Annotated in this window: 17 protein-coding genes; 6 read left to right on the forward strand and 11 right to left on the reverse strand. The window is 41.1% G+C overall.

Features of this window, described 5'->3' with window-relative positions:
- Positions 1-184 precede the first annotated feature (184 nt).
- The gene (locus tag M1E09_RS15160; protein WP_456271681.1) at positions 185-379 is read right to left on the reverse strand and encodes a hypothetical protein; all 195 of its coding nucleotides are present in this window, start codon (positions 377-379) and stop codon (positions 185-187) included.
- Between the two features lie 178 nt (positions 380-557).
- Between M1E09_RS15160 and M1E09_RS15165 the strand changes: the two genes are divergently transcribed.
- Positions 558-1,178, forward strand: coding sequence for a YktB family protein (locus tag M1E09_RS15165; protein ID WP_456271682.1), 621 nt, complete (start codon positions 558-560; stop codon positions 1,176-1,178).
- Positions 1,179-1,258: 80 nt separating this feature from the next.
- Here M1E09_RS15165 and M1E09_RS15170 read toward each other — a convergent pair whose 3' ends face one another.
- Both M1E09_RS15170 and M1E09_RS15175 read right to left on the reverse strand, forming a co-directional pair.
- On the reverse strand, positions 1,259-1,525 hold the full coding sequence (locus tag M1E09_RS15170) for a UPF0223 family protein (RefSeq protein WP_456271683.1): 267 nt from the start codon (positions 1,523-1,525) through the stop codon (positions 1,259-1,261).
- A 27-nt stretch (positions 1,526-1,552) separates the two neighbouring features.
- Complete coding sequence (locus M1E09_RS15175) at positions 1,553-2,512, reverse strand: NAD(P)H-dependent flavin oxidoreductase (RefSeq protein WP_456271684.1); 960 nt, start codon at positions 2,510-2,512, stop codon at positions 1,553-1,555.
- A 652-nt stretch (positions 2,513-3,164) separates the two neighbouring features.
- Between M1E09_RS15175 and M1E09_RS15180 the strand changes: the two genes are divergently transcribed.
- Positions 3,165-4,637 (forward strand): aminotransferase class I/II-fold pyridoxal phosphate-dependent enzyme, encoded by a 1,473-nt coding sequence (locus tag M1E09_RS15180; protein WP_456271685.1) that lies wholly within the window; start codon positions 3,165-3,167, stop codon positions 4,635-4,637.
- Positions 4,638-4,777: 140 nt separating this feature from the next.
- Here M1E09_RS15180 and M1E09_RS15185 read toward each other — a convergent pair whose 3' ends face one another.
- Both M1E09_RS15185 and M1E09_RS15190 read right to left on the reverse strand, forming a co-directional pair.
- A complete protein-coding gene (locus M1E09_RS15185; RefSeq protein WP_456271686.1) occupies positions 4,778-4,897 on the reverse strand; it encodes a GapA-binding peptide SR1P in 120 nt (39 codons plus the stop codon).
- Positions 4,898-5,204: 307 nt separating this feature from the next.
- On the reverse strand, positions 5,205-6,098 hold the full coding sequence (locus M1E09_RS15190) for a polysaccharide deacetylase family protein (RefSeq protein ID WP_456271687.1): 894 nt from the start codon (positions 6,096-6,098) through the stop codon (positions 5,205-5,207).
- 557 nt (positions 6,099-6,655) lie between these two features.
- Between M1E09_RS15190 and M1E09_RS15195 the strand changes: the two genes are divergently transcribed.
- Positions 6,656-7,033 carry a hypothetical protein gene (locus M1E09_RS15195; RefSeq protein WP_456271688.1) on the forward strand — a complete coding sequence of 126 codons (378 nt, stop codon included), beginning with the start codon at positions 6,656-6,658 and terminating at the stop codon, positions 7,031-7,033.
- 133 nt (positions 7,034-7,166) lie between these two features.
- Here M1E09_RS15195 and lpdA read toward each other — a convergent pair whose 3' ends face one another.
- The 5 genes from lpdA to M1E09_RS15220 all read right to left on the reverse strand — a co-directional run bounded on the left by lpdA (position 7,167) and on the right by M1E09_RS15220 (position 13,298).
- Positions 7,167-8,576: a dihydrolipoyl dehydrogenase gene (gene lpdA, locus M1E09_RS15200; RefSeq protein WP_456271689.1), complete on the reverse strand. Its 1,410-nt coding sequence runs from the start codon at positions 8,574-8,576 to the stop codon at positions 7,167-7,169.
- Between the two features lie 4 nt (positions 8,577-8,580).
- Complete coding sequence (locus M1E09_RS15205) at positions 8,581-9,957, reverse strand: dihydrolipoamide acetyltransferase family protein (RefSeq protein WP_456271690.1); 1,377 nt, start codon at positions 9,955-9,957, stop codon at positions 8,581-8,583.
- A gap of 96 nt (positions 9,958-10,053) precedes the next feature.
- Positions 10,054-11,031, reverse strand: a complete 978-nt coding sequence (locus M1E09_RS15210; RefSeq protein WP_456271691.1) for an alpha-ketoacid dehydrogenase subunit beta — start codon at positions 11,029-11,031, stop codon at positions 10,054-10,056.
- Positions 11,032-11,034: 3 nt separating this feature from the next.
- A complete protein-coding gene (gene pdhA / locus M1E09_RS15215) occupies positions 11,035-12,150 on the reverse strand; it encodes a pyruvate dehydrogenase (acetyl-transferring) E1 component subunit alpha (protein WP_456271692.1) in 1,116 nt (371 codons plus the stop codon).
- Between the two features lie 488 nt (positions 12,151-12,638).
- A complete protein-coding gene (locus M1E09_RS15220; protein ID WP_456271693.1) occupies positions 12,639-13,298 on the reverse strand; it encodes a YkyA family protein in 660 nt (219 codons plus the stop codon).
- A 267-nt stretch (positions 13,299-13,565) separates the two neighbouring features.
- Here M1E09_RS15220 and def point away from each other — a divergent pair, with 267 nt between their 5' ends.
- Complete coding sequence (gene def / locus M1E09_RS15225; RefSeq protein ID WP_456271694.1) at positions 13,566-14,120, forward strand: peptide deformylase; 555 nt, start codon at positions 13,566-13,568, stop codon at positions 14,118-14,120.
- 365 nt (positions 14,121-14,485) lie between these two features.
- Here def and M1E09_RS15230 read toward each other — a convergent pair whose 3' ends face one another.
- Entirely contained in the window at positions 14,486-15,256 is a 771-nt protein-coding gene (locus tag M1E09_RS15230) for a Cof-type HAD-IIB family hydrolase (protein WP_456271695.1), read from the reverse strand.
- Positions 15,257-15,818: 562 nt separating this feature from the next.
- On the opposite strand from M1E09_RS15230, the gene M1E09_RS15235 reads away from it, so the two are divergent.
- Both M1E09_RS15235 and rnjA read left to right on the forward strand, forming a co-directional pair.
- Positions 15,819-16,025, forward strand: coding sequence for a DNA-dependent RNA polymerase subunit epsilon (locus M1E09_RS15235; RefSeq protein ID WP_456271696.1), 207 nt, complete (start codon positions 15,819-15,821; stop codon positions 16,023-16,025).
- Between the two features lie 6 nt (positions 16,026-16,031).
- Positions 16,032-17,699, forward strand: a complete 1,668-nt coding sequence (rnjA, locus tag M1E09_RS15240; RefSeq protein ID WP_456271697.1) for a ribonuclease J1 — start codon at positions 16,032-16,034, stop codon at positions 17,697-17,699.
- The last annotated feature ends 33 nt before the right edge of the window (positions 17,700-17,732 follow it).

Here is a 17,732-nt window from a genome sequence, read left to right on the forward strand (position 1 = left end):
GTATTATGTAGTATTTGCTTTTCGTATATTATAGATGTACAGCTTTTATTTAGCTTAAAATATATTTATAGACCCTTCAAGTTTCCTGCATTTTCGCCACAAAAATACGAACTCTTCAAAGTCATTATCAGAGTCCGTTAAAACCTTATTCAGTTTGGTGTTTCATTGACGTTATCTTTTATTTTTACAGTGCGTCTAACTTTACAAGCTCTTCCCTGATCTTCATCAGCTTTTCTTTTGTTTTTGCCTGAATGGCAGTGTTTTTGTCTTCCATGGCTTCAAACAACACAGCTAATTCATAATCCATTTCCAGTTTCAGCACCGCCATACGCTGCTGCTGAACGTTCTTTTTCCGCGTCGAACTCATTACTTGCTTCATGGACAGTACACCCTTTCCGGATATTTTTATTCTTAATATTCTGAATTTATCTAGTATATTCTATGTGGAATTAAACTAACAGGTAACTAAAATGTGCATTCACCTATTAGAAATCAACATTTTTCTTCCTCGAAAGCTCTATGGTAAAATAGTTTCCAGAAGCATAAGGAGGAACAAAATGAAATTCAATGGATTTACAGAAAATGATTTCAATATCTTCACCATTAACGGCCTTGATGAACGTATGGAGGCTTTAAAGGAAACATTAAGACCGAAGCTTGAAGCTCTTGGAGAACATTTTTCCCTTGAACTCAGTACCTTGACAGGCGATGAAATGTTTCCCCATGTTGCCAAGCATGCCCGCCGTTCAGTTAATCCCCCGGATGATACATGGGTTGCTTTTGCCAATAACAAGAGAGGGTATAAAAAGCATCCTCATTTTCAAATCGGCTTGTGGAAAACACATGTATTTGTCTGGTTTGCTATGATTTATGAAGCACCTGCCAAAGAAGAATATGGGGAAATACTTGAGAAAAACTTAGAAAAAATCAATTCAATCATCCCTCAAAATTTCGTCTGGTCAGGCGATCATACAAAATCTGAAGCAACACCGCTTTCTGAAATGGACCAAGAGGAATTAGCCGCTTTGTTTAAAAGGCTGCAATCGGTAAAAAAAGCTGAAATCCTTTGTGGAATACATATTCCGAAAGAAAAGGCCGTTGAACTTTCAGGTGATGAAACAATTGAAATAATCAGTGATGCATTTGTAAAATTAATACCCCTTTACAATCTGCAATAAACATGCCATACCGCACTGGCCATAAATTCAAGACAATAAAAAAACAAGGGTTCCTTTTGCTCAGGAACCCTTGTTTTTTTTTACATTTTGATTTTCCCGCTGTCTGTTTCTTTCATTTTTTTCACTGCCCTGTAGGATGAATATCCGCTTGATTCCTCAAATTCGTTGCAGATTCTCTTTTCTTCGGATTTACCGGGAACTATTTCTTTAAAGCGTTTATAGGCCGTCATTAACTTTTCCCTATCAACCCCCTGCTCATATGCTTTTTCAATACACTGAAAAAATGCCACAACATCAATTACTTCGTCTGTCGACCAATCCAACGAGAAAGGATATTGGTATTCCATATAATATTCACCCTTACTTTCGTAATCTTATTTGCACCACTTCGAGCCGGCTTCTTCAGCTTCGGAGATTATCCGATTAATCAGGACCTGAACAGTAGGGACGTCATGGATCAGTCCCATAACCTGCCCTGCCCAGCCAAAGCCCTCATTTTCCTTTCCCTCATAAATATACTTTTTATTCGCTTCTCCGCTAATAAAGTTTTTCAAGCCATCATAGCCTGTACCTTGTCTTTCCAAGGAGAGTATTTGATCAGTCCAGCTGTTGGAAATCGCTCGGGCAGGGGCTCCAAGTGTTCTTTTGATGACCACTGTATCATTTTCAGTCCCGCTTATCAACGCTTGCTTATATTGTTGGGATGCATGTACACATTCCTGTACCGCAATGAACCTGGTCCCCATCTCAATTCCTTCAGCACCGAGACTGAGAGCCGCTGCCATCCCTCTTCCGTCACCTATCCCGCCGGAGGCAATGACAGGAATAGTCACTGCGTCGACAACCTGGGGTATCAGCACAAAAGTTCCTATATCATCTTTTCCTAAGTGGCCACCGCCTTCCGCACCGACGACCATTACTGCATCTGCACCCAGTTCCTCTGCCTTCACTGCCTGCCTTTTAGCTGCTACAAGAACAAGTTTCTTGATTGGGGTATCTTTCAGCATCTCAAACATCCGAGCGGGATTTCCACCAGTCATGGACACTACAGGTACCTCTTCATCTATAGCAACTTGCAGGAAGTCCTCAAATGGACGTCCATGCTGCCCGATAGCAAAATTGACGCCAAATGTTTTGTCTGTCAACTTTCTTACTTTATCGATTTCAGCCTTTAATTTTTCAGGAGACTCCAGTGACATGGCCGTGATCTGGCCAAGGCCGCCGGCATTGCTGACAGCAGCAGCCAGATCTGCATACGCAAGATAGGCAAGCCCCCCTTGAATGATTGGATACTCTATTCCCAATAAACCTGTAATTCTTGTATTCCAGTTCAAGTTCATCACCCTTTCAAAACATTAATTCTATTTATGAATACTAAAATCCTGTTTATTTCGACAAAAAGGTGTATGGAATGGCATCTGTCACTATGCAAAGAAAACCGTAAATGCTATAATTCTTTATCGATAAGACAAGTGTTCTTTTCTTTTAAAAAGGCTGTGTTAAAGAGTAATGTTGGTGTTGCTGATTTCCGCTCCAGGTGTGCGACTCCGCGGGGCGGGCGGTGAGCCTCCTCAGCTTCGCCTGCGGGGTTACGTTCCAGTGGGTACGTAACCTTGGTCTCACCTGCCCCGCTTATCCCGCAGGAGGTCGCACACCTTCCGCTCCAATCAAACGTTGTTTCTTTATTTCATTGAAATATTGAGTTTCTAGATCTAAGAAACGGATTTGCTTATATAATTGGGTTTCAGAACACTAAATAACAACAGCATTAACTAATTAAGCCTTAAAAAACATTTTTCGTAAACATTCTTGCTTTTTGAATTAGATAGTTGATTTCTATTCCAAGTGCACGACTCGATCAACTCTGCGTTAAAGTAAAAACAACAATCTATTAGAAATCAGCCTTCTAAATTTTCCTATGACTAATTCCTTATTATTAAGGGAAAAGCTTAGATATAACCTGACTTTAAAGAGGTGTCGAATGAATTGTCTCAATACAATACTCCTTTATTTACCGGCTTAGTTGAACACAGTAAAAAAAATCCGGTTCAGTTTCATATTCCCGGACATAAAAAAGGGACAGGAATGGATCCGGAATTTAGAAATTTCATCGGTGATAATGCTTTTTCGATTGACTTGATCAATATTGGACCGCTCGATGACCTTCATCAGCCCAAAGGAATGATCAAAGAAGCCCAACAGCTTGCAGCCGAAGCATTTGGCGCAGACTATACCTTCTTCTCTGTCCAAGGGACAAGCGGAGCTATTATGACAATGGTCATGTCTGTATGCGGACCAGGTGAAAAGATCATCGTCCCTAGAAATGTTCATAAATCCGTTATGACGGCCATCGTTTTCTCAGGCGCTACCCCGATCTTTATTCATCCGGAAGTCGACGAGAATCTTGGTATATCACATGGGATAACTACTGATTCAGTTGCCAGAGCGCTTGAACAGCATCCTGATGCCAAAGGGGTACTTGTCATCAATCCAACCTACTTTGGAATTTCAGCAGATTTGAAAAAGATAGTTGAAATCGCTCATTCTTATGAGGTTCCCGTCCTGGTTGACGAGGCCCACGGTGTGCACATTCATTTTCATGAAGAGCTTCCGCTTTCCGCTATGCAGGCAGGAGCAGATATGGCCGCCACCAGCGTCCATAAACTGGGCGGGTCAATGACACAAAGTTCTGTTCTTAATATGAAGACTGGCCTGGTTTCGCCAAAACGTGTACAAACGATCCTGAGCATGCTCACAACCACATCTACATCCTACCTGCTGCTCGCCTCTCTGGATGTTGCCAGAAAAAGGCTCGCGACAGAAGGCAGAGACCTGGTTGAAAAAACAATTACACTCTCAGAAACAATCAGAGAAAGAATCAATACCATCCAAGGACTATATTGCGTAGGAAAAGAAATCCTAGGTACAAAAGCAACCTTTGACTATGATCCAACCAAACTGATCGTTTCGGTCAAAGAGCTTGGAATAAGCGGATTTGACGCAGAAAAATGGTTAAGGGAAGTTTATAATATCGAAGTGGAAATGTCTGATATGTACAACATCCTATGCATTATTACTCCAGGCGATACAATGGTTGAAGGTGACAAATTAGTAGAAGCACTGAAAGAGATGTCATACCAATTTGCCAATAAAGAAGGCCTTGTAGAAATAGCTGAGGTATTGCTGCCGGATATTCCGGTATTATCGATGACACCAAGAGACGCGTTTTATGCTGATACAGAAGTAATTCCAATGGAACAATCGGTGGGCAGGATCATCGCAGAATTCATCATGGTGTATCCTCCCGGCATACCAATTTTTATACCTGGAGAAATCATAACAGCCGAAAACATCACCTATATTAAAAAGAATGTTGAAGCGGGTCTTCCTGTCCAGGGACCTGAAGACTTTGATTTAAAACACTTGCGCGTCATCAAAGAACACAAGGCGATCAGATAAAACCAGAAGCACCCTTCTAAATTGGAGGGTGCTTTTCAGGAGGAAATCCCCTCCTTTTATAATCATTTTTACACTTTATTACTAAGCATGAAAAATTAAGGGCCTTGCATCAGCAAGACCCTTTAATTTATATAAATCTCTTAATCATCCAATTCGTTTTCTTTATTGCAGTCACAATCAGTGGAGAATAAAACCGATACCTTTTCATCTTCAAAGTGATCAATAGTATTTAAGCATGATTGACAAACAATTGTACCCATCTTAAAACTCCTTTCATCATTAACGTTTTTTTGAAAGCGCTTAACTTTCTTTAAGTATATAATAATATAACACAATTAAAATATCAAGCACTAATTGTATGTCACAATAAAATTTTAATGTAACATTCTGTTTGTTGTTTTAATTATATGTTGGGTTTATTGTGTTTATTATCATCAAAAGGTTACCCTTAAAATAATTTTCTATTGGCTCACTCCTACCCATGGCAGTTGAATTGCTGCCCAGGCAATGATTGAGGTTTGTTTCCTGAAAAAAAGCTGTCAAACGGCTAACGTTTGACAGCTTTTTTTACAATTGCGGTGTCTGGATCAGTTCAGGATCGACCATTTCATACCCTTTGTCCCTTAAGCCTTGGACAATGTCTGCAAGAGCCTCATTTGTCCACTCCCGGTCGTGCATTAACAAATTGGCTCCAGGCTTTAACAGAGAGTACGGTACATCAACTTCTGGTGCTTCACCTGAAATCATAGCGGTTTTCAACTTCTCAGCGTCCATGTAAGGCTTGAAATAATCATAGCCATATGTCCAATTCATTAACGCCATGCCTTCTTCTTTGGCCAGTTGTTTTACAAAATCAGTGTTTACCCCATGTGGTGCCCGGAAAAATTTCGGTTTCTCACCGGTTATTTCCACGATTAACTCATTTAGTTTGATGATTTCTTCTCTTTGTTTATCTTCAGAAACATCATCCAGCTTTTGATGGTTAAAAGTATGATTGCCAATGGCGAATCCCATATCATAAATCTCTTTAAGCTTTTGTTTTTCTTCTTCGGTGTCTAAGAAATGTCCATTTACAAAAAATATAGCAGGTGCGTTAAGGCTTTTCAGTGTCTTTGCCATTTCAACTGCATACATATCCGGAGCATCATCGATTGTCAGCAATGCAACTTGTTCATTGGCATCAGTAATCGGCTGAATTGACCAGTTATTTGCGTTAACTGTATATTGCGGTTCTTTTTCCTTCACTTCCTGGTCAGCTTCCTTTTCTGCACTCTCTTCCCCGGCTTGCTCTGTTTGGTCCTGATCACTTTCTTCCTCTGTTTCAGTATTTTCGGAAGCGATATCTTCGGTTTTAACCGTTTCTTCCTCGTTTACATTTTCACTTGCCGTATTTTCCTGCGGCTCCTCAGCGCAGCCTGCCAATAATCCCAGCAGGATAAAGCTGAATAATAACTTCTTCATGATTTACCCCTTTCTCTAGCTGTATTACAAATATTATTATATCACTAAGTTTTATATTAGATGGACACGACTATTTGTTCAAAAAAAAGTTTTAAAGAAAAAAAAGTACTGAGACTTATCAGAGTAATAATTAATGTGCTCTTGGATGATTGAAGAATTTTCTTTGCCACAATGAAGCCCAGATAAAAAAATACAATGAACATAATCCACTTGTACTCTAAATGATCTTTATGTGATAACCATTGAGCAAACGAAAAGGCACTCCAAATAATCAACTGCAACAAAAATGCAATGTAATTTTTCATTCTCTCACCCGGTTTTATAGAATTTATATAAGTATATTCTCTTCCCTCCCATTTTTAAAACCTCTTCTTTCAAGTGATTTTTCATTTATGTAACAAATTCGTTATTTTGCACATTAATCAATTTTCATATGTTAGAATGATTTCAATTGAGTAATTAGTCATAATTTTACATTTTATTGATAAATTAGCCTTAGATAAGGGGTTAAAGGATATGGATTAATATTGAATACAATATTGAAAAGAGGCTTATAGATGAAATATTCTTTTCTTATCATTCTTATGCTGGGTAATATAGCATTCCTTACATCCTGCAGCTTACATAGCGAACGGACTGCAGCAGGGCTCAATATTGAAAAAGGGATTCTATTTTATTCAGATGAAAACAACTTTCTGGAAGAGGACTCTTATTATGAAGCATTAATTGAATTGAAACAGGATTATCCCGATGAATTTGAAAACTATACAATTATCGCCAAAAATCAAGGAAATGATCCCGCTTTAGCTTCTCTAAACTCGGTATATCCCGCTCTCCTTGTCATAAAGGAAAATAAAGTCGTCTTCAAAGTGACTGGCAATGCCACTAAAGAGGATATTCTCAAACCTGTCAGCAATACCCTGGAAAACTGGTAGGAAAAACGGACCGCGACAGTCTTTCCGAAGCTGCAATATAAGTGTCATCATGCTGGAGGGGTAAGATCGTTTTCCAGAAGAGATTGAAACACAAAAAACCTCTTGGACTAGTCCAAGAGGTTTTTTCTTGCTACTATTTAATAATGTGAATCGGGCTTCCCATGGCAACTTCAGCAGCTTCCATAGAAATTTCTCCAAGTGTAGGATGGGCATGGATTGTCATAGCAACATCTTCTGCAGTCATTCCTGACTCGATAGCCAATCCAAGCTCAGCGATCATGTCAGAAGCTCCTGAACCGACAATCTGTGCACCGATTATCAATCCATCAGCTTTACGAGTGATCAGCTTCATGAATCCATCAGTAGAATTCAATGCCAATGCACGGCCGTTAGCCGCAAACGGGAATTTTGAGGCTACGATGTCAAGTCCCTCTTCTTTAGCTTGTGCTTCAGTATAACCTACAGTCGCTAATTCAGGATCAGTGAAACATACAGCCGGAATACCCATATAATCGATTTCAGCCGGCTCACCAGAAATGGCTTCAGCTGCAATTTTACCTTCATAAGAAGCTTTGTGGGCAAGCGGTGGTCCATCAACGATATCACCGATTGCATAGATGTTTGAAATATTCGTGCGGCACTGTTTGTCAATCTTGACCAAGCCGCGGTCAGTCATTTCAACTCCTGCTTCTTCAAGGCCGATTTCATCAGTATTCGGGCGGCGCCCTACAGTAACAAGAACGTATTCTGCGTCAACTGTTTTCTCTTCACCATTCACTTCATACTTAACCGTAACACCGCTGTCCGTTTCGTCTACACCTTTTGCCATTGCTTTGGTTACGATGTCAACACCATTTTTCTTCAGGCCTTTTTTAACAATCTGAGTCATTTGCTTTTCAAATCCGCTTAGGATATCGTCAGCACCCTCAAGGATCGTTACTTTAGTACCAAGGTTGGCGTAAGCTGTTCCAAGCTCTGTGCCGATGTATCCTCCACCGATAACCACCATGCTTTCTGGAATTTCAGAAAGGTTTAGCGCTCCAGTTGAATCAAGTACACGTTTTGAGAACTTGAAACTCGGAATTTCGATCGGGCGTGAACCTGTTGCCAGGATCAGGTTTTTGAACTTGTATGTTTGTGCGGAATTTTCATCCATAACACGGAGAGTGTTTGCATCTACAAGGTAAGCTTCACCGCGAACGATTTCAGCTTTGTTCCCTTTAAGAAGGCCTTCAACACCGCCAGTAAGTTTCTTAACGACTCCGCCTTTCCACTCTTGGACTTTGTCGAAGTTTACTTTAACGTTTTCTGCAACAATTCCCATATCATCAGAGTGTTTCGCCTGATGAAAACGGTGCCCTGCCGTAATAAGTGCTTTAGACGGGATACATCCCACATTCAAGCACACACCGCCAAGATTTTCTTTTTCGATGATTGTTACTTTTTGTCCAAGCTGTGCTGCACGAATCGCTGCAACATATCCTCCAGGACCTGAACCGACTACTATAGTATCTGTTTCAATTGGGAAATCTCCTACTACCATTGCATTACGCCTCCATTAATAAAAGTTCTGGATCGTTCAACAAGCGCTTGATATGGTTAAGTGCATGTTGAGCAGTAGCTCCGTCGATCATACGGTGATCGAAGCTCAATGATAATGCTAACACAGGTGCGGCTACAATTTCACCATTTTTAACCACTGGTTTTTCAGCAATGCGTCCAACTCCCAAAATCGCCACTTCAGGATGATTGATTACAGGCGTGAACCACTGGCCGCCAGCTGAGCCGATATTCGTAATTGTGCAGGAAGCACCTTTCATTTCGTCACCGGAAAGCTTTCCGTCACGCGCTTTTCCAGCAAGTTCATTAATTTCATTTGAAATAGAGAACATTGATTTGCGATCCGCATTTTTCACGACAGGGACAAGCAACCCTTTATCCGTATCGGCCGCAATGCCAATATTGTAGTAATGTTTGTGAACGATTTCGCTTGTGCTGTCATCTAAAGAAGTGTTAAGTGCAGGGAATTCTCTAAGAGCACTTGTTAAAGCTTTTACAACATAAGGAAGGAATGTCAGCTTGACGCCTTTTTCAGCAGCCACTTCTTTGAACTTCTTACGATGTGCCCAAAGTTTTGTAACATCAACTTCGTCCATTAATGTTACGTGAGGTGCAGTATGCTTGGAATTAACCATTGCCTTGGCGATTGCTTTACGCATTCCGCTCATAGCTTCACGAGTTTCAGGGAATTCTCCCTCAGGAACTTTTTGTGCAGCAGCCGCTTTTGGAGCCGCTTCCTCTTTTGCTGCTGGTGCAGTTTCCTGCTGCTCTGCAGGCGCAGCTTTAGTTCCGCCTTCCAGGAATGACTGGACATCTTGTTTCGTTACGCGTCCATTTTTGCCTGAACCGGAAACTTTGCGGATATCCACGCCTTTTTCTCTGGCGAATTTACGTACAGACGGCATTGCGATCACACGGCGGTTAGGATCAACTTCTTCTCCCGTGTCACCCTGTTGTTCGCCTGCGCTCGTTGTCTGTTTATCCGTATTGGTTTGAGAAGGATCTTTTGAGACTGCCTGGCCTTCTTCCGCCACGCCTTGGACTTGTCCTTCTGTTACTTCATTTGCCTTTGGTTCTTCTTTCTTCTCATCTCCGTGATCGCCCTTGAACTGTAGGTCTTCGTATCCTGGAGCATCGAACTTAACCAGTACATCTCCTACTACAGCAACCGTTCCTTCATCTACAAGAAGCTCTTCAACCGTTCCAGCAACCGGGGAAGGGATTTCTACGACTGCTTTATCGTTTTGAACCTCACATAACACATCATCTTCATCAACTTTATCTCCGGGCTTGACGAACCACTTAACTATTTCACCTTCATGAATACCTTCACCGATATCCGGCAACCTGAATTCAAATGACATAGGTTCTACCTCCTGTTATTGTTTTCGCTGATTATTTATTACAGATTGGAAAAGAGAAGGGGGACTCCCCCCTTCCGCTCTATTCAATCTGTTCTCTTAGAAGTTAAGTACTTTCTTTGCTGTTTCAATAACATCTTTAAAGTTAGGAAGCCAAACAGGCTCTGCTTGAGAGAACGGATAGACAGTATCTGGTGCAGCTACACGAAGTACAGGAGCCTCCAAACTTAAGATTGCACGGTCATTGATTTCCGCTACGACATTAGCAGCGATTCCAGCTTGCTTTTGTGCTTCTTGAACAACGATTGCGCGGTTCGTTTTTTCAACAGATGCAATAATTGTATCAATATCAAGAGGGCTGACAGTTCTCAAGTCTACAACCTCTACAGAATGTCCTTCTTTTTCAAGCTCTTCGGCTGCTTTGAGAGATTCATGCACCATTGCGCCATAAGTGATGATAGATAAATCTGTTCCTTCACGCTTAACATCCGCTTTTCCAAGTTCAATTGTATATTCCTCTTCAGGAACCTCTTCACGGAAAGAGCGGTAAAGCTTCATATGCTCAAGGAAAATGACCGGGTCATTGTCTCTGATAGCAGCAATCAAAAGACCTTTAGCGTCATAAGGAGTAGAAGGAATTACAACTTTGAGTCCCGGCTGTTGAGCGACAAGGCCTTCCAGACTGTCAGCATGAAGTTCGGGTGTATGTACTCCTCCTCCAAATGGTGAACGGATCGTCACAGGTGCTGTATAGGTACCGCCTGAACGGTAACGCATACGGGCCAATTGACCATTTACAGAATCCATTACTTCATAAACGAATCCGAAGAACTGAATTTCCGGTACAGGACGGAAGCCTTCTAAAGCAAGCCCGACTGTCAAACCGCCAATCCCAGATTCTGCAAGAGGTGTGTCAAATACTCGGTCTTCTCCAAATTCTTTTTGAAGGCCTTCAGTTGCACGGAACACACCGCCGTTCAATCCTACGTCTTCACCGAAAACAAGCACATTATCATCATTACGCAGTTCAGTGCGAAGTGCATCAGTGATAGCTTGAATCATAGTCATTTGCGCCATGGCTTATTTCGACTCCTTCTCTTTATAAATTTCTAATTGCTCTTGCAAGTTATTTGGAAGAGTTTCAAACATGTTGTTAATGAAGTCCGTCACTTTTTGTTTTGGAGTTCCATCTGCCTTTTTGATGGCTTGTTTGATATCTTCTTTCGCCTGCTCGATTACTTCATTTTCTTTATCTTCATTCCAGAGGCCTTTGCCTTCCAGGTATTTACGGAAACGAACAAGTGGATCTTTTCTTTCCCATTCTGTATCCATTTCAGAAGAACGGTAACGAGTTGGATCATCCCCTGCCATTGTATGAGGGCCGTAGCGGTAGCAATGAGTCTCAATCAATGTAGGACCTTCCCCGTTCACTGCCCGGTCGCGTGCTTCACGTGTTACAGCATAAACCGCTAATGGATCCATTCCATCTACAAGAACGCCTGGAATTCCGGCTGCAACTGCTTTTTGAGCAATCGTTTTACCAGCTGTCTGCTTGTCGCGAGGTGTGGAGATTGCGAATTGGTTATTTTGCACGACGAAAATCGCTGGGGCACTGAATGCTCCTGCAAAGTTGATCCCTTCGTAGAAATCTCCCTGTGAAGAACCGCCGTCACCTGTATAAGTGATAGCAACAGTTTTCTTTCCGCGTTTTTTCAAGCCTAGAGCTACACCAGCTGTCTGGATGTATTGTGCACCGATAATGATTTGTGGAGACAATACATTTACACCTTCCGGCGGCTGGTTTCCTTTAAAGTGTCCACGAGAGAATAAGAATGCCTGGTATAAAGGCAGTCCATGCCAGACAATTTGTGGCACATCCCGATATCCAGGAAGAATCCAGTCATCTTTCTCCAAAGCGAAATGTGAAGCAATTTGTGATGCTTCCTGTCCTGCTGTAGGAGCATAGAATCCCAATCTTCCTTGACGGTTTAATGAGATTGACCTTTGATCAAGAATACGAGTGTAGACCATGCGGCGCATAAGCTCCTGCATTTGCTCATCATTTAACTCAGGCATTGCATCCTGATTCACCACTTCGCCTTCTTCGTTTAAAATTTGAACCATTTCGAATTGCGCTTCAATATTTTCGAGCGCTTTTTTCGCATCAAATTGTGCCTTCTTAGATTTAGAAGCCATCGAAGTCACCTCTTCCTTTCTTTATCCACTTATTTTAGAGTTTTTTTGCATACAGTGATTAGGGTGTCCAGAATAAGCTGCGACAACCGCATTTTTGGCAAATATACATCTATAAACATATGTTTCCACATTTCACCTGAAAGAAAACTCTTTAAACAGTATTTTTATAAACTGTATTAATCTTTCTGAACAGACGACTAATACAATATGTAATTACCTTACATAGTTTACACTACATTTTTTATAGAAGTCAACGAGAAAAGCTTTTAATATATAAGCAGAATCGTTGGTTTTTATCTTTAGCCCTTACCATTAGATTTCCGAACTGTATCAATGAATCCAAATAAACTGTATTATAAAACGAGTATTTTTTTCTATCTGTTATACATTAATCAAGCGCAATAAATTGTTTGTATGTCACACTAATTCAAAAAACAAAAAACCGCCTGCAAAAAGGGTGGTCCCTTTCCACAAGCGGTTTTCTTTCATTAAGCTTCGGCATCCACGTTAATTTCCGCACTTTCATAAAAAGAAAGCTTCGATGAATTGATTTCTTCTGTCAACTTGTTATAACTCTGATTATGCTCCATTGTCGTTTGATAGTTGGTGTTGATTTTCTCGATTTGCGCTTGAAGTTCTTCCATTGTCAAATCTTCTTTTTTCAACATTGTATAAAGCTCTTTATCGCTCTCGAGTGATGTTAAGTAAGAGTCAGCCATAGATTCATGTGCCTGGAATCTCTGATTCATTAAATCCGCAAGATTTTCAGCTTCCTTTTGCAGTTCTTCATCCTCAATTTCTTCAATTGATGACTCTGCAGCCTGAAAAGCCTCTTTCGCTTCTGCCATAGCCTGTGCTTCTTCTTTTATCAGAGCTTCCCTTTCACTGATATTTTCCAGTGCCTGGTCCGCAATCTTATTGATTTCATCAATTTCTTTCATGCTTAGGCCGATCGCCTTATCAAACAGCTCCTGCTCTTCTTTCTCAAGCTTAGTTAAAGGCTCCTGTGTTTCTTTCAGTTTTTCTTCTTTCTTAACTGTATCTTCTAATGTATCGTATACCAGTTCTTGAGGTGTACTTCCACCTATGCATCCAGAAAGCAGAAACATTACACCTGCAGCAGCTAAAACTCCTCGAAGTCTATACACTTGCAGTCCCCCTTATAATAATGACATTTACTACTATATCGGTCCTTTTTGACTTTGACAATGGAAATATCAGAAAATATTGCTGGATTTGAATAAGCAGGGAATTAACTCAAAACAGTGAATAGAACTGCCTGTCCTCAATTAATTACTATGATAAATACGTAAATATATGTCAAGGAATATCCCTTCATAAAATATAGTTAACTTTTTGAAACTGGTCTGTTAGACTATAAACATAAAATTGCGGATAAAGCGGGAGGAAACAGTATGATTACAATGAATGATATTATACGAGAGGGCCATCCTTCCTTAAGGAAAGTTGCCGAAGAAGTGACAATGCCGCCCTCTGAGGAAGACAAAGAAATACTCAGGAGCCTTCTGGAGTACGTACAGAACAGCCAGGATCCCGAAATCGCCCAACAATACGGGTTAAGATCAGGAGTAGGGCTGGCTGCACCTCAAATCAATGTACTGAAGCGCATGCTGGCAGTCCATGTCACTGACAATAAAGGAGAACTGCACAGCTACGCCCTCTTCAATCCGAAAATTATCAGCCATTCAGTTGAAAAGGCTTATTTAACAACAGGGGAAGGTTGTTTATCAGTTGACAGGCAGGTTCCTGGATATGTACCCCGCTATGCAAGAGTCACAGTAAAAGGAATCGATCTTGATGGCACACCTGTGAAGGTCCGTCTAAAAGGAATGCCTGCAATCGTCTTTCAGCATGAAATCGACCACCTTAACGGGGTGATGTTTTATGATCACATCGACCATAAAAATCCTCTGCAGCCGATTCCTGACGCTAAACCCATTGAAAGATAATAAAGGACATAAATTGAAAACTAATTGATTTAAGTAAAAATAATCGAAAATAAAACCGCATGAGATCAAGGTTATTTACTCTTGACTTCATGCGGTTCATTCATGTTATTAGGCTCTTATCTTAAAGATGTTACTCTTAAGGTTATCTACCGCTGCTTCCTGAACGTAGGCGGATTGAAGCGGAAGGTGTGCGACCTCCTGCGGGACTAGCGGGACAGGTGAGACCCCGCAGGCAAAGCCGAGGAGGCTCACCGCCCGCCCCGCGGAGTCGTGCACCTGGAGCGGAAATCCATTCTTTTTACTCTGACACATTCTTTGCGAAAAGAGCTTTTTTTAAAGGTTTTGTCCCAGCCTCTTTCTTTAATTTAAATTAATTTTAACTCCTTCAGTCCGTGATAGATCCCATCTTCATCTACAGGCTTCGTTATAAGATCAGCATGATCTTTCACTATCTGGACAGCATTTCCCATAGCTACGCCCGTTCCTGCTGACTCTATCATTTCAATGTCGTTCAGCCCATCACCGAATGCATATACGTCGCTTATATTAAAGCCGAGCTTTGCAATCATTTTTTTTATCCCCTCAGCTTTTGAACCGCCCCTTGGAAGGATGTCCATGGAATAATCATGCCATCTGATAAAATTAAACTTGCCGAACTTATCCCGATATAACTTTTCATCACTTTCCCTGCAGAACAGCAATGATTGATAGATTTCTTTATCGCTGTAAAAATCCGGCTGACAATCAGGGTGGGGAAATTTCAGGCTTGCCATACTCTCTTCAATGAAAGGATGATGCTGGGTATTTGCTTTCATAGTCCTTTCATTCAAGTGGACAACAGGATGATGTTGGCTGCCCGCCTCCTCTAAAAGCTGTTCAAGTTCACCCCTGTCCAATGGATTTCGATAGATCACTTCATTTTCGAATACAACATATTGGCCATTAAATGAAACAAAGGATTCAATCCCCAGTTCCTCTCTTAAATCCTCATACATGAAGGGGGCCCGCCCCGTTGCAATTGCTACATATGTACCGTTATCCTGGAGAAGTTTGACTGCCTTCCTGGTAGCATCAGGTAATTTCTTATCATGATCTAGTAAAGTCCCATCTATATCAAAAAAGACTATTTTGGACATTTGCTTGTCTCCTTTCCATGCTTTCACTCCATACAGAGTCCTTATTTTTCGGCAGAGCTGAGTAGATAGCCGCCTTGCCCATTTCTTCTCATAAAGGTAAACCTCTCTATTTTAAATGTCAATCAAACCGCAAAATCTCAACATTTTCCAAACATAACCACGTAAAAGCTGTTCAGTATTCCATATACTAATATCGAAAAAGAGACAGGTGAAACTCGGGTAAACTTTACTTTAAGACCAATTCTAGGTAAACTACTAATTAAGGAGTGATCCAGATGTTAAAGAAGCTTAGGAAGAAGCTCTTGAAACGATGGAAGGATGTACTCAGAAAAAAAACGATCGCTTAAATGTGCAGGCCCTCACGTTTAGGAGGGCTGTTCTTTGTTTATTGTTAGTATATAAATTGGGGAAACGGCAGATAAAGCTGCACACTCCCTTCAATTACTATATAGGCATTCATACATAACGGGATTTCGCTATGTTGGATGCATGAAAACTTTTAAAACTTTTTATATAATAGAAAAAGTTACATTTTTGAAAACGGATAAGGAGAGAGAAAAAAATGATTTACAAAGTCTACTACCAGGAAAGCAAACAGGAAGTCCCTGTGCGTGAATGCACAATGACACTGTATGTAGAAGCTGATTCCGAACGTGAAGTCCGCCTGAAATTGAAAGAAAAACCGTATAATATTGAATTCGTCCAATTGCTCGATGACTCACATCTAGAGTATGAAAAAGAGTCCGAAAATTTTAAGGTGGAGAATTAATCACTTATGAAATTTGTTAAGAATGATCAGACAGCTGTTTTCGCACTTGGCGGTTTGGGCGAAATCGGCAAAAATACTTACGGTGTACAATTTCAGGACGAAATTATTTTAATTGATGCTGGGATCAAGTTTCCAGAAGATGAACTGCTGGGAATCGACTATGTCATTCCCGATTATACGTACCTGGTGAAAAATGCCGATAAAATCAAAGGCCTTTTCATCACACACGGACATGAGGATCACATAGGCGGGATCCCATATCTCCTAAGAGAAATCAACATCCCGATTTACGGCGGCAAGCTTGCTATCGGACTATTGAAAAACAAGCTTGAAGAACACGGTCTGCTGCGTTCAGCCAAGCTGAACATCATCCAGGAAGATGATGTAGTGAAATTCAGAAAAACAGCTGTAAGCTTCTTCAGGACGACTCACAGCATTCCTGATTCCTATGGTGTAGTTGTTAAGACGCCTCCAGGAAATGTCGTGCATACAGGAGACTTTAAATTTGATTTCACTCCTGTAGGAGAGCCTGCGAACTTGACTAAAATGGCTGAGATCGGAAAAGAGGGAGTCCTTTGCCTTCTATCTGACAGTACTAATAGTGAGGTTCCTAACTTCACAATGTCTGAACGCAAGGTCGGAGAAAGCATCAATGATATTTTCCGCAAAGTCGATGGAAGAGTCATCTTTGCAACCTTCGCCTCTAACATCTATCGTCTGCAGCAAGTAATTGATGCAGCCGTTATGCATGGACGAAAGGTCGCTGTATTCGGCCGGAGCATGGAAAATAATATTGGGATCGGACAAGATCTGGGTTATATCCAGGCTCCTAAAGATACCTTCATTGACTCAAGCCAAATCAACAGGCTTCCGGCAAATGAAGTCACAATTCTATGTACAGGAAGCCAAGGCGAACCAATGGCTGCCCTTTCAAGAATTGCAAATGGTACACATAGACAAATCCAAATACACCCTGGGGATACGGTTATCTTTTCATCTTCACCTATCCCAGGCAATACGATCAGTGTCAATCGCACGATTAATATGCTTTACCGCGCGGGTGCTGATGTCATACACGGCTCCCTTAATGATATTCATACCTCCGGACATGGAAGCCAGGAAGAACAAAAGCTTATGCTGAGACTGATTAAGCCTAAGTATTTCATGCCGATTCATGGTGAGTTCAGAATGCAGAAAATGCATACACAGCTTGCTGTCGACTGTGGTGTAGAGCCTGAAAACTGCTTTGTCATGGATAACGGTGAAGTGCTTGCTCTTGGAAATGACACCGCACAAGTAGCTGGAAAAATCCCATCCGGTTCTGTCTATATCGACGGAAGCGGAATTGGCGACATCGGTAATATCGTTCTCCGTGACAGAAGAATCCTTTCTGAGGAAGGCCTGGTAATCGTTGTAGTCAGCATTAACATGAGTGATTTCAAAATTGCTTCAGGTCCTGATATCATATCAAGAGGATTTGTATATATGAGAGAATCAGGAGACCTTATCAATGAGGCGCAGAATATCATCAGCAAGCACTTGAACAAGCTGCTTGAGCGCAAGACAAGCCAATGGTCTGAAATCAAAAACGAGATTACTGATACCCTTGCTCCATTCCTTTACGAAAAAACAAAACGCCGCCCTATGATCTTACCAATCATCATGGAGGTTTAATTAAAAAATGGAGGCTGAATCACAGTGATTCAG

The sequence above is a fragment of the Bacillus sp. AK031 genome, from assembly GCF_053903065.1.